Genomic DNA, 12,648 nt, shown 5'->3' with positions numbered 1-12,648 from the left:
TTAATTTTCCCGTACCCAAAGCACTGTTGTTGCCGACGCCGTTGATCCCATGCTATCGGCGCGTTCTATTAATGCACTGACATCCAGCGCCGAGCGATTCATTTTGACTTTACCATTGACAATAAAGAAATTGGTTGCAACAACGATATCCTTGTCTGTCAATGCTTTCAACTTATCCTCAAAGCGCGACTTGAATTCACTGGTGGTGCGAAAGTAAGCACGATCTCGACTGGCAATCATGGCTGCCGCGTCCCCCATGCTCAAGCCATTTACTCTGGCCGCCAGCACTTCAGCAAAGGTCGTATTGACATTAATCGAAGTCTTGCGTGGCAAAACCGTCACGAAAGCCTTCAAACGCTCCACCATGTCTGGCGAAAATCCATTAATTGCCAGCAAATCATCAATTTGCGTAAAACGCAGGAATTGTACTTCAGGAACAGACAAATCCGGGGCTTTTCCAGCACCTGTTTCACCGCCAGAAGAACCTGGGTTTGGACCGGCAACTGCCTTGCTTTGCGTCCTGGCTACCATATCTGCCACGGCTTGCGCCAGTTGCCCATCAAAGCGCAAGTTCACCAGCAAGCGGCTGAAAACATCCACTTCACGCTGATCTACATTGCCGTCTGTCGCCAGATTATTCAGGTTATACATAGCCTGTGCATCAATGACCTGACCAGACAAAGTAGCATCACTTTCATCATTTTCGGTTCTGGCATTTTCTACATATTGATCCAGCCTGGTATCTGCCAGCTTTACTGCCCATGGCTCACCAAGATGATCAATTGCCACAGTCTGCTTGGCATCTTCACGCAAGATCAACCTGGCCCAGTCTATTGCGCCCCGCAAAATCCATTTTTTTTGCAACTGCATGCGCTGATTTTCTATCGACCTGACTTGCACCTGCTGCTGCCAGAACAGGCTGGCAACGATAGTGATGGCCAATGTGGTCAACAACAAGGCTGTAATGACAGCCACACCTCGTTGGCGCCGGGGAACATTTCTCGTCCTCATACAGCACCCAGCAAAAACACTTTGGTCACTGGCAATTCACGGCCGCTTATTTGTATGGCAATTTCCAAACCTGTCAGCTTGCCATTTTTTGATGGTATGCCCGGCGCCACAATGGCAGGATTATCTTTGCCAGCTACCTCGCTACCTCCATTGCGCCAGCCGTTTTCCCCCTCTTTCCAGGTACGCATATCAAAACCTGTTACCTGGCTTTGCAATGCGATGGCGGGGCTGACCTCAGCATCCGCCAGGGCATTTTGCCAATCCTGATCAAGCACGGCCAATTCGCGTGTAGGCAGCATTTCTCGGCGCTTGAGTACACCATCCTGCACCCGGTAGACCACGACTTGCAGGCGGGTAGGCTGGTTCTCTTCAAAAACATTGCGTACCAGCACCAGTCGGGCACCAACAGCACTCAACACTTCCCGCCCCGGAAAATTGGTTGCATCCACCAGATGCGCGCAATCATTCTCCAACTGCGCAAAAGACAACTGCATGCCGCGTGTCTGCTCCATTTCTGCGGTCAGCAGCACACGGGCGCGTACGATACTGTCCAGGCCACGCCAGCCCAGCACAGCAATGATTGCCAAAATACTGATGGCGACCAGCAATTCTATGAGGGTGAAACCGGCTGCAGACAATCGGCGTGCATGCCTGTTGCGGCCAGCCATCAACTTAAAGCGCATTCGGCACCACCTGGGTCAGCTTGATGATGCGACGCTCAGGGCTATCTGCTTCATACACGAAAACTTCAACCCTTCTGAAAGAAGGATTGGGGGTGGCAATCACATGCTCTTCGCACATCAGGTGCAAATCCCCCTGCGGGCAGGCAAAAGTGCGCTCACCGAAGGCAGGCCATTCATGAGCAAGACGGATTTGTGACAGGCGATTTTCTGCTGACCAGGTCGCCATCATGGACGCCCTCAAGCTACTGCTGTTTTGGGTCAGGCTGCCGACTGCACGCAGACTAGCCCCCAGAGCAGTGCCAACGATGACCAAAGCCACCAGCACTTCAAGCAATGTAAACCCGGATTGTGAACGCAGATGTCGCATCTTACTCTACAAAAAAATGACCAATGCCATCCGCCCTGACGCTGACATGCTTGTCAGCAGACTTGATGGTCAATACAAAGGGTTTGTCTACCGGTTCGCGTCCAAACAGTATACGGATGGTAGAGGTATCAGCGGTTTGTGGCTGCATGGACAATTGCACGGGCGCGCTCTGGAAACTCCTCTCGCGCAACATCTCATCCTTCACGGGTGACCAGATCCTGTCTTCCCTGACCAGGAAGCGGTAACCACTCTGATCCACTTCAAAAGCCACTGGCAGATTGCGGACGATGGCTTCATCACGCGCCAATTGCAGTAACAGGGAGATTCTTCTGGCGTCATTTTCCAGGCGTTGTTGCTCACCCGGCATGGCATTAATACTGACAGCACCGAGTATGAGACCAAAAATAGTCAATACCACCAGCAACTCCAGCAAGGTAAATCCTCGCTGCCCACGCATGATCTTCATCCGTGCTTCTTATAAATCCCAGGAACCGATGTCGGCGTCTTCGCCGCTACCACCTGGCTGTCCATCTGCACCCAGCGAAAATACATCAACATCACCCCGTATACCTGGTGACAGAAATTGATACGACTTACCCCAGGGATCATTACGCAATTTTTCTATATAGCCGCCAGTTATCCAGGCATTTGCAGCTGGGCCGGATGTTGGCTTTTCGATCAGGGCTTGCAAACCTTGTTCTGTGGTTGGATAACGCTGATTGTGCAGCTTGTACATTTTCAGCGCACCCATGATGGTGGAGATATCCTGCTTGGCAGCAGTCACCCTGGCTTCATGGGTAAAACCAGTAAGCCTCGGGACCATAAACGCACCAAGAATGGCAATGATGGTCACGACCACCATGATCTCTATCAAGGTAAAGCCGCGCTCAGACTGACGAGCCTTGGCTGCAGATACAGGAACTGAAAAATTGGACATGGCAAAATTCTAAAAAAATAAAAACTGGATAAGCAAACAATGCGCTGCACACTACTATATGAAGCTGACGCAGTATAAATCCTGCAAATGCCACTGGGGCCGCATTCTGTATCGAATAGTAACAAAAAATGCTATCAAGACAATATATTTACATAAAAAAAGCATTTAATATGTATAAATTCTGTCTTGAATGCAGACATACTACCACCAGTATATTTCAACTCAATTTCAAGGGCAAACTACGCAGACGCTTGCCAGTCAGAGAAAATAAGGCATTGGCAACAGCCGGAGCAATGGGTGGCACACCTGGCTCGCCTACTCCCTGGGGTAGTTCGGCACTCTTGATGATAATGGTTTCTACTGCCGGTGCTTCATTCATGCGCAAGACCTGGTAGTCATTAAAATTACTCTGCACGACCTTGCCATCCTTGATCGTAATTTCACCATACAAGGCAGCACTCAGGCCAAAGACCACAGCACTCTCCATCTGCTGGGCAATGATGTTGGGATTAACCGCTATGCCGCAATCCACAGCACAAACCACTTTATGCACCCGGATTTGCCCTTCCTGCACCGAGACTTCTGCGACCTGGGCAACAATACTACCGAAAGATTCATGCAATGCCAGGCCATGCGCCCTGCCTTCTGCTGGTTTGCCTGCTTTTTGTACCGCTGCATCCAGCACTGCAAGATGACGTGGATGATCTTTCAGCAAAGCACGGCGAAATGTCAGGCTATCCTGATTGGCTGCATGAGCAATTTCATCAATAAAACTCTCTTTGAAAAAAGCATTATGTGAATGGCCAACTGAGCGCCAGAAACCAAGCGCAACGGGACTGGGGACGATGACATGTGCGATACGCTGATGTGGAATCTCATACGGCATATCAAACTCGCCTTCCGCCGTAGTTTTATCCGGGCCAGCACCAGCGAGACCAAATGTGCGCTTCAAGACCTGATGCGTAATTGAACCTGAGACAGACTTATTATCGTAGGCCAGCAATTTACCGGCACTATCCAACCCTGCCTTGAAGCGCGCCAGGGCCGCTGGCCGATACATGTCATGCGTAGTATCTTCTTCGCGGCTCCAGATCAGTTTGACCGGCGCACCCTTGGTTTCCATGGCGATACGCGCCGCTTGCGCGACCATGTCCACTTCCAGCCTGCGACCAAAGCCACCGCCCAGATAGGCCATGTGCAGAGTGACATCTTCAGATTTAAGTTTGGCGACTTTGGCAGCTACATCGGTGGCCACGCCGGGCACCTGAGTAGAAACCCAGATTTGCAGCTTTCCGTCCTTGAGCTGTGCAGTGCAATTAATAGGTTCCATCGCAGCGTGCGCCAGGAAAGGGGCACGGTATTCTGCTTCTATAGTTTTGGCTATTCCCGTGCCAGTCAGTGTCGCCTCGACATCCCCGGCCTTGTAATAAGCAAAGCCAGATTCGCTATCTAGCTTGCTGGCAAAGTCCTTAAAAATGCTTTCCGTCGACAGTTGCGCATGCTCACCGTCATCCCAGATGACTGGTAATTTATCCAACGCCTGTTTGGCTTGCCAATAAGACTGAGCGACCACAGCAAGACCGGCCACCGCCCCTTCCATGAAAAAATCAATGACCTGCACCACACCCTGCATGGATTTGACTGCTGCGGCATCAAAAGACTTGATGCGCCCACCTATGGTGGGGCTTTGCTTGATTGCAGCGTACAACATACCTTCTGGTCTGGCATCAATGCCAAACTGGGCACTACCATCCCCTTTAGGGGCAGCATCAGTACGCGGTTGCGACTCACCTATGATTTTAAAATCTTGCGGACGCTTGAGTCGTATATCGCCAGGCTTGCTGTTGACAGCATCGGCAGCCAACTCACCATAGCTGGCATGCTTGCCGGACGAATGGCGGACTACACCATCCTTTGTCGTGCATTCTGCTACGGCCACGTTCCATTTCTTTGCTGCTGCAGCGACCAGCATGGCACGAGCAGTGGCACCTGCTTCACGCATGGGCTGCCATGCATCTTTGACGCTGGATGAGCCACCTGTCATCTGCAAACCCAGTTCGCGGGCGAATTTCAAGGTCACCCATTGTGCTACGCGCTTCACACTGCCTTGATCGTCTGGATGAAATGGCAGGCCATCTGCCAATGCCGCCATGCTGCCATAAATTTTATCCGCGGGTACATACATGGGTTTAACCACACTCATAGGCACGTCGAGCTCTTCAGCCACCAACATTTGCAAGGCAGTATGGATGCCCTGTCCCATCTCGCTCCTGTGCATGGCGACGCTGACGGTACCATCTTGCGCAATTTTGATCCAGCCATTCATGGCGACTTCGCCATTTGATACTGGCAAGGGTTTACTGGCGTTCAGACGCTGGCGAGGTGGCATGACGCCCCAACCCACCAGCAAGGCACCTGTCAGTCCCAAACCACCCAGGATGAAGCGGCGGCGTCCTGATTTTTTTTCTTGCGACATACATAGTCTCCATTATTTTTTGCCGCTATTATTTGCTGCAATCAGGTATTGCGTCTTGGATAACCCTCAGCCAATATCCGAATCCAGACTACATCTTTTTGTTCTGCGGTCATGAACACCCATTCCGCCACCTCTGCCACTGTGCGGCCACAACCACGACAAACGTCATCAAATGTCGTTGAGCAAACGGCAACACAAGGAGTATCGGGACGTTCTTTACCTTCCGTCTTAATTACTGACATAGTCTTACTCTGGCTTTCAGGAATATGCCTGAATGAGCTAGGCTCGGGATAATAAAACGAGCGTTCGCCTTTTTCTGGCTAATAATAAATGTTTTTTTGCTTAGTGCGCTGGTAGCGGGCTCTATTTTTCCAGAAACTGGCGGACTTTGTTGACAGCCTACAGGCTTCAGCGGGAAAATTAGCTGCTTTCTGTCCTTCTCCCACAAATATAAAGGTACATTATGAAAGTAGCCGTCGTTCTTTCCGGTTGTGGCGTCTTCGATGGCGCTGAAATTCACGAGAGTGTCCTGACCATGCTGGCTCTTGTCAGAGCTGGCGCAGAACCAGAATTCCTTGCACCTGACATCCCGCAAGCCCATGTTGTCAATCATCTTACAGGGCAGGTCGCCGCAGGGGAAAACCGCAATGTATTAGTTGAATCTGCCCGTATTGCCCGTGGCAAGATCAAAGATATCGCGCGGGCCAATCCTGAAGACTATGCCGCAGTATTTTTCCCGGGTGGTTTTGGTGCAGCCAAGAATCTGTCCGACTTTGCCAGCAAGGGGGCTGACTGCCAGATACAGCCAGACGTTTTGCGCTTTGCCAAAGCCATCGCCGACGCTGGCAAACCTGCCTGCTATATATGCATAGCACCAGCCATGCTGCCGTTTGTATATGGCAGAGGTGTTGCGGTCACCATCGGCACAGATACGGACACAGCCGCTGCAGTAACTGCCATGGGTGGACAGCACATCAATTGCCCAGTGAAGGAATTTGTCGTCGACACAGAGAGAAAAGTAGTCAGCACACCAGCATACATGCTGGCAGAAAATATTGCTGAAGCAGCGACAGGTATAGAAGCCGCCGTCAAGGCTACACTGGCATTAATTTGAAGTCGCTTTTTCAAAGCATCAATTTTTACAAAAGGTCTTCATGACTCAAGATTTTTTTCAATCCCTGATGTTGCTGATATTGGTCACCGACCCTTTCGGAAACGTCCCCATCTTTGTCAGCGCCCTGTCCCATGTCGCGCCTGAAAGGCGTTGGCGCGTGGTGGTACGCGAATGTGCTATTGCCTTTGGCTTGCTTTTGCTGTTCATGTTCTTTGGCAAACACTTCCTGACCGCGCTGCAATTGACCGAGGCATCTTTGCGCATAGGTGGTGGCGTGATCCTGTTCCTGATAGCTCTGCGCATGGTCTTCCCGCAGGAAGGTGGTATTTTTGGTGATGTGGAAGATGGTCACGAGCCCTTCATAGTGCCACTAGCCATACCTGCTCTGGCTGGGCCTTCTGCACTAGCGACAGTCTTGCTGTTTTCATCAGACAGCAGGCAAGACATGATCGTACATCTGGCAGCGCTGACTGCCGTTGCGGTCGTCTGGCTAGTGGTATTATTGAGTGCGGAACGCATGCAAAAAGTCCTGGGCATACGCGCCATGACTGCATTTGAGCGCCTGATGGGTTTAATACTGACAGCGATGTCGGTCGAAATGCTGCTGGCGGGGATCAGGGATTATCTGAAAACCTTACACTGATCAAACATGGCTGACCAGGCATTGAGGGCTTGGTCAGTCATTTCAAAGTTTTAGTGATTAAAGGTGAAGTAACCCAGCAGGAACAGCGCCAGGGCAATCAGGAATTGTTTCAACATCTGTCGATTCATAGTTCACCTTTAAATTACTTATTTAAATTACCTTGTCCGCAGTCATTTGCGTTATCTCCGCATCACTATAACCCAACGCACTCAACACTTCCTGATTATGTTGACCAAGGCGCGGCCCCAGCCACTGCGTCTGCCCCGGTGTTTCTGACATCTTTGGCGTGATGGCTGGCAGCTTGACTGGTGTACCATCTTCAAAGGCATGCTGCTCAAACATCTGGCGCGCCAGGAATTGCGGGTCATTCATCATGTCACGTACAGAGTAGATTTTCCCTACCGGCACATCTGCAGCCTTGAGTATTTGCAAGGCCGTATCTATTTCGCGACCGGAACACCAGGCCTGAATTGCCGCATCAATTTCTGCCGTACGCGGGACACGGCCATCGTTGCGCACCAGGCCCGGATCTTGCGCCAGATCATCCCGGTCTATGGCTTTCATGAGTCTGTGAAAAATCGCGTCACCATTGCCTGCAATGACAATATTTTCACCTTCTGCCGTAGTATACGTATTCGACGGCACGATGCCGGGCAAGGCACCGCCAGTGCGCTCACGCACGACACCGGCATGATCAAATTCTGGCACCAGCGATTCCATTAGATTGAATACCGACTCATATAAAGCTACATCCACCATTTGCCCCTGGCCAGCGACACATGCGTCACCCTGCTTGCCATTCCAGCGCCCACCAGTGACATCACGGTGCCGCAAGGCCATCATGGCACCGATAACGCCATGCAGGGCCGCGACTGAATCACCAATTGATATGCCGACGCGCACAGGTGGCCGGTCAGCATGGCCTGAGACATAACGCAAACCGCCCATGGATTCACCGATGGCACCAAAGCCGGGCAAATCTTTCAAAGGCCCTGTCTGGCCATAACCGGAAAGGCGCACCATGATAGTGGCGGGATTGATCGCTTTCAAATCATCATATCCCAGCTCCCATTTTTCCAGCACGCCGGGTCTGTAATTCTCTATGATAATGTCGGCATCCAGGGCAAGGCGCCTGGCTATTTCACGTGCCTGTTCCTGTTTCATATTCAGGGTGATGCTTTTCTTATTGCGTGCTTGCACACTCCACCACAAGGAAGTGCCATCCTTCAATACGCGCCACTGACGCAGAGGATCACCACCATCGGGCGACTCGACCTTGATGACTTCAGCGCCAAACTCTGCCAGCATGCGCGAGCAAAAAGGCCCCGCAATTAGCGTACCCAATTCCAGAACCTTGATTCCCGCCAAAGGGCCGTGTGCTTTAGCTTGTGACTGCATAAGAGTAAAAATACGTCCAGAAAAGAGTTACAGGATCAACTCAGACAAAAGTGAGTTTCTTGATTTCCCATGCGATATTGGCGCGTGCCTGCGCATCAAATTGCGCCGCCATGATGGGATGAAAATATAAGTGTTCACGGCCAGCAAAGCGCTTCAGCACTTTTAAGCGCCCCGCTCTGTAAGCTGGCGCTTCCAGCCAGCGGAATTCATTGCGTATGGCACGACTATATTGCTGATAGACATCCTTGGGCGCACCCAGGATGGTCAAGGCAATATCCAGGAACAAGGGAATATCAGCAGCGCGGTTTTTAAAATCGGCTACCTCATGCCTGGCCGTCGCAAGTATGCATTGCTGCACATGCATGATGATGATGGGATTAATTTCCATGCGCATCATCAATTCGCCTGCCAGCTCTGCACTTTTCAACTCATTATTGTTGGCATGGGTGTCATACACCATGTCATGAAACCAGATGGCCAGGGATACGACAGAGAAATTCTGTATGTCAGCCCGCCGCTCTTCTGCATGCTTGAGCATGGACTGGATATGCGAGAGATTATGAAAACTGCGCTGTGGTTCCGAATAATGTTTATCAAGCAAAGTCCAGACTTCCATCGCATGTCTGGAACTCCCAGCCAATCCCCTTATCAGGTCTGACCATTGCAAGTGCAATTTGCTTTTTTGTTCGGCGGGGATCAGAAACATGATGGCTTATATTATTATCTCAGTGACTGAATTAAGTAGTCCGTCTATCCAGCATGGCGCGGGCAATGGTGCCAGCATCCACATATTCGAGCTCTCCACCGACTGGCACGCCGCGTGCCAGACGACTCACCCGCAAACCACGTGATTTCAGTGTCTCGCTGATGTAATGCGCGGTTGCCTCACCTTCATTAGTGAAATTGGTGGCCAGCACCACTTCCTGCACTTTACCGTCGGTGGCCCTGGTGACGAGTTTTTCCAGATGGATGTCTTTCGGGCCTATGCCATCAAGTGGTGAGAGCCGTCCCATGAGGACAAAGTACAGGCCCTTGTAAGTCATGGTCTGCTCTATCATCATCTGGTCTGAGGGCGTTTCCACCACGCATAGCAGACTGGTATCGCGCACTGCATCCAGACAGGTTTCGCAGACTTCGCTCTCGCTGAAGGTATTACAGGATGCGCAATGCTGTATGCGCTCAACCGCATGGGTCAAGGCCATGCCAAGGATGGCAGCGCCTTCCCTGTCATGTTGCAGCAAGTGATAAGCCATGCGCTGGGCAGACTTTGGCCCGACGCCGGGCAAGCGCCGCAGAGCCTCAGACAAGGCTTCCAGACTACCGAGTTTTTTCACACTCAGAATGGCATCTTGAAGCCAGGCGGCAATGGCATGCCAGCTGTCAAAGCTGACATTTTTTCTTGTGAAGTGGCTTCTGCCTTGCGTACCGCATCATTGAATGCAGCAGCAACCAGGTCTTCCAGCATGTCCTTGTCATCGCCCAGCAGAGATGGATCGATGGTAACGCGTTTGACATCGTTCTTGCAGGTCATGATAATCTTGACCAGACCAGCACCAGCCTGGCCTTCGACCTCTACCAGACCCAATTGATCCTGGGCTTTTTTCATATTGTCCTGCATTGCCTGGGCTTGTTTCATCAGGCCAGCTAATTGATTTTTCATCATAAAAATTTCTCCGAAAATAAAAATGGGATATTGATTAAAGGATGGTCACGCATTCTTATACGCCGCTGACATCAGACTGGCCGTATGCTACCCGTGACGATAGTGGCACCAAATTCGCGCATTAAAGTCTGCACGAAACTGTCGCTTTGTATGGATTTTTCTGCCTGCTGCTGGCGCACTTCACGCTCAGCTACAGCCTGTGCGTTGGCAGTATGCTCAACCGCACCTATCTCGGTTTCTACCCGTATGTTTTTTTCAAACCGCTCAGTCAGGGCTGCGCTGAGTTTTTCAACACTGCCAGAAGACAAAAGGGTCGCAAGAGGAAGACGCAAACGGAAAACATGAGCATTACCATCCTGCTTGCAACTGACCAGTTCACTTTGCTGCGTCATTTGCTGCGCTACGCCGCGTACTGGCAAGCTGGCTGCCAGTGCAGGCCAATGACCATCCCAGCTCAACTCAGGGACTGGGGCACTTGCGATCAGACGATCGACATTCAGGGTGATGGATTCTCTGGGCTTGAGCACTTCTGCAACGACAGCTTGCGGTTCCTGGTCAGCAGTTGCAACTGTGTCAGCAAGCACGCCCACTTCAACTGGTGCGGCTTGCTCCTGATGTGTGGCAGGAGTCATCACTCTCGGTGGCATTGCCGGTTTTGCAGGCTCTGCATCGAAGAACATTTCTTCATCCCAGGGCGGTGGCATATCATCCATGCCCATGGATTGCATATCCTGTTCTGCGATCAAAGGTGCGGGTGCAGATACTGGCTGGACAGGCTTGGCCACTGGTTGCGCCGATGATGGCGCTACTTTGACAGTCGGCGGAGCAACAGGACGAACAGGCGCTATGGGTGAGACTGGAGCTACTGGGGCGACAGGAGCAATTGCAGCTTTGGCTGCGGGCTCAACTTCGGCAGAAGCGGGCTTCCCAGCTTGTGTGCCATTCTTGGTATTTGCGCGCGCGGCAGCCAGGGCAGCCATGACCGGGCTGACACGTGTGCCAGCAGCAGGCGTGCTGACTCGAGCCTCAGTATTATCCTGCGCCGCCGGTTTAGGTGCTTCTGCCGGAGCACGGACTGGCAACACTGCCGGCGCTGCATTTACTGCAGAGGCAGCGCTACTACTATTACTGGGCGCTGCAGGACTGGCAACAGGGCCGGGACGGGCAGGACTTTGTGCAGGCGGCACATTGCTCGTACTATTCACTGGCAACGCCGGACGCCCACCAGCCGGTGGCGTACTGGCAGGTGGCTGCGCCCATTGTTCGCCACTGACAGGTTTGAATGCCAGCATGCGCAACAGCGTCATGCTAAAACCAGCATATTCATCAGGAGCCAGCGCCAGCTCATTGCGACCATGCACGGCAATTTGATAAAACAGTTGCACTTCTTCCTTGGCGAAACTCTGCGCCAGACGCAATACCTGTTCGCGTTCAGGAATATCTTCTGCCACTGCTGCAGGCACCATTTGCGCCACGGCGATCTGGTGCAGCAAACTGCCCAGATCTTGCAGGGCAGCTTTATAAGACAGGCTGCGCGCTGCCATTTCATCGGCAACGTCAAGCAAGGCCTTGCCATCCTGGGCCAGCAAGGCATCCAACAGGCGTATCAGGTAAGACTGGTCTAGCGCACCCAGCATGCCTTGCACTGCATCCAGGCTGACTTTACCAGCGGCATAGGCAATTGCCTGGTCGGTCAGCGACAAGGCATCGCGCATGGAGCCATGTGCGCCCTGAGCCAATAAACGCAAGGCAGACAACTCAAAATCGATTTGCTCTTGTCCCAGGATATTTTCCAGATGGCCAACAATATGGCCAGGTGGCATTTGCTTGAGATTGAATTGCAAGCAGCGTGACAAGACCGTAACCGGGATTTTTTGCGGGTCGGTGGTTGCCAAAATGAATTTGACGTGCTCAGGCGGCTCTTCCAGCGTTTTCAACATGGCGTTGAAAGCGTGGTTGGTCAGCATGTGCACCTCGTCTATCATATAGACTTTAAAGCGTGCATTGGATGGAGCATAAATTGCCTGTTCGAGCAGCGAGGCCATTTCATCGACGCCACGGTTAGAGGCGGCATCCATTTCTATATAGTCAACAAAGCGCCCGGCATCAATTGCCGTACAGGCTTCGCAGACACCGCAAGGATGGGCAGTGATACCCGTCTCGCAGTTAAAGGATTTGGCCAGTATGCGTGACAGCGTCGTCTTGCCAACACCGCGTGTGCCGGTAAACAAATAGGCGTGATGCAGCCGCTGCTGCTCTAGCGCATGCGATAAGGCACGGACCACGTGCTCTTGCCCCACCAGAGTTTCAAAACTCTTGGGGCGATATTTTCGGGCGAGGACTTGATAGGACATCC

At 51.9% G+C, this 12,648-nt stretch carries 14 protein-coding genes; 2 read left to right on the top strand and 12 right to left on the bottom strand.

Going from position 1 to position 12,648, the window contains the following annotated elements; translation table 11 throughout:
* The 7 genes from gspK to H8L47_RS16155 all read right to left on the bottom strand — a co-directional run bounded on the left by gspK (nucleotide 1) and on the right by H8L47_RS16155 (nucleotide 5,716).
* On the bottom strand, nucleotides 1-975 hold the full coding sequence (gspK, locus tag H8L47_RS16185) for a type II secretion system minor pseudopilin GspK (RefSeq protein WP_305261984.1): 975 nt from the start codon (nucleotides 973-975) through the stop codon (nucleotides 1-3).
* A 32-nt stretch (nucleotides 976-1,007) separates the two neighbouring features.
* A complete protein-coding gene (locus H8L47_RS16180) occupies nucleotides 1,008-1,694 on the bottom strand; it encodes a PulJ/GspJ family protein (RefSeq protein ID WP_230413777.1) in 687 nt (228 codons plus the stop codon).
* On the bottom strand, nucleotides 1,684-2,061 hold the full coding sequence (gene gspI, locus H8L47_RS16175; RefSeq protein ID WP_186954626.1) for a type II secretion system minor pseudopilin GspI: 378 nt from the start codon (nucleotides 2,059-2,061) through the stop codon (nucleotides 1,684-1,686). Before gspI ends, H8L47_RS16180 begins: the two co-directional genes overlap by 11 nt.
* A gap of 1 nt (nucleotide 2,062) precedes the next feature.
* Nucleotides 2,063-2,527 (bottom strand): type II secretion system minor pseudopilin GspH, encoded by a 465-nt coding sequence (gene gspH / locus H8L47_RS16170; protein ID WP_186954625.1) that lies wholly within the window; start codon nucleotides 2,525-2,527, stop codon nucleotides 2,063-2,065.
* 9 nt (nucleotides 2,528-2,536) lie between these two features.
* Complete coding sequence (gspG, locus tag H8L47_RS16165) at nucleotides 2,537-2,998, bottom strand: type II secretion system major pseudopilin GspG (protein ID WP_186954624.1); 462 nt, start codon at nucleotides 2,996-2,998, stop codon at nucleotides 2,537-2,539.
* 217 nt (nucleotides 2,999-3,215) lie between these two features.
* Nucleotides 3,216-5,474 (bottom strand): xanthine dehydrogenase family protein molybdopterin-binding subunit, encoded by a 2,259-nt coding sequence (locus H8L47_RS16160; RefSeq protein ID WP_186954623.1) that lies wholly within the window; start codon nucleotides 5,472-5,474, stop codon nucleotides 3,216-3,218.
* Nucleotides 5,475-5,515: 41 nt separating this feature from the next.
* Nucleotides 5,516-5,716, bottom strand: a complete 201-nt coding sequence (locus tag H8L47_RS16155; protein WP_186954622.1) for a DUF1289 domain-containing protein — start codon at nucleotides 5,714-5,716, stop codon at nucleotides 5,516-5,518.
* Nucleotides 5,717-5,937: 221 nt separating this feature from the next.
* Between H8L47_RS16155 and elbB the strand changes: the two genes are divergently transcribed.
* Nucleotides 5,938-6,588, top strand: a complete 651-nt coding sequence (elbB, locus tag H8L47_RS16150; RefSeq protein WP_186954621.1) for an isoprenoid biosynthesis glyoxalase ElbB — start codon at nucleotides 5,938-5,940, stop codon at nucleotides 6,586-6,588.
* Nucleotides 6,589-6,628: 40 nt separating this feature from the next.
* A complete protein-coding gene (locus H8L47_RS16145; protein ID WP_186954620.1) occupies nucleotides 6,629-7,231 on the top strand; it encodes a MarC family protein in 603 nt (200 codons plus the stop codon).
* A 150-nt stretch (nucleotides 7,232-7,381) separates the two neighbouring features.
* Here the strand turns inward: H8L47_RS16145 and H8L47_RS16140 are convergent, their stop codons facing one another.
* The 5 genes from H8L47_RS16140 to H8L47_RS16120 form a co-directional block, all read right to left on the bottom strand.
* On the bottom strand, nucleotides 7,382-8,629 hold the full coding sequence (locus H8L47_RS16140; RefSeq protein WP_186954619.1) for a CaiB/BaiF CoA transferase family protein: 1,248 nt from the start codon (nucleotides 8,627-8,629) through the stop codon (nucleotides 7,382-7,384).
* 40 nt (nucleotides 8,630-8,669) lie between these two features.
* Nucleotides 8,670-9,335, bottom strand: a complete 666-nt coding sequence (locus H8L47_RS16135) for an HD domain-containing protein (RefSeq protein ID WP_186954618.1) — start codon at nucleotides 9,333-9,335, stop codon at nucleotides 8,670-8,672.
* Between the two features lie 31 nt (nucleotides 9,336-9,366).
* Nucleotides 9,367-9,963 (bottom strand): recombination mediator RecR, encoded by a 597-nt coding sequence (gene recR, locus H8L47_RS16130; protein ID WP_186954617.1) that lies wholly within the window; start codon nucleotides 9,961-9,963, stop codon nucleotides 9,367-9,369.
* Between the two features lie 2 nt (nucleotides 9,964-9,965).
* Nucleotides 9,966-10,292, bottom strand: coding sequence for a YbaB/EbfC family nucleoid-associated protein (locus H8L47_RS16125; RefSeq protein ID WP_186954616.1), 327 nt, complete (start codon nucleotides 10,290-10,292; stop codon nucleotides 9,966-9,968).
* 71 nt (nucleotides 10,293-10,363) lie between these two features.
* The gene (locus H8L47_RS16120; RefSeq protein WP_186954615.1) at nucleotides 10,364-12,646 is read right to left on the bottom strand and encodes a DNA polymerase III subunit gamma/tau; all 2,283 of its coding nucleotides are present in this window, start codon (nucleotides 12,644-12,646) and stop codon (nucleotides 10,364-10,366) included.
* Nucleotides 12,647-12,648: the final 2 nt, after the last annotated feature.

The organism is Undibacterium umbellatum, from assembly GCF_014284125.1.
In the GTDB taxonomy this organism is placed as follows: Bacteria; Pseudomonadota; Gammaproteobacteria; order Burkholderiales; family Burkholderiaceae_D; genus Undibacterium; species Undibacterium umbellatum.
The sequence above is the reverse complement of the archived record's forward strand: the minus strand, read 5'-3'. Positions and strand labels throughout refer to the sequence as shown.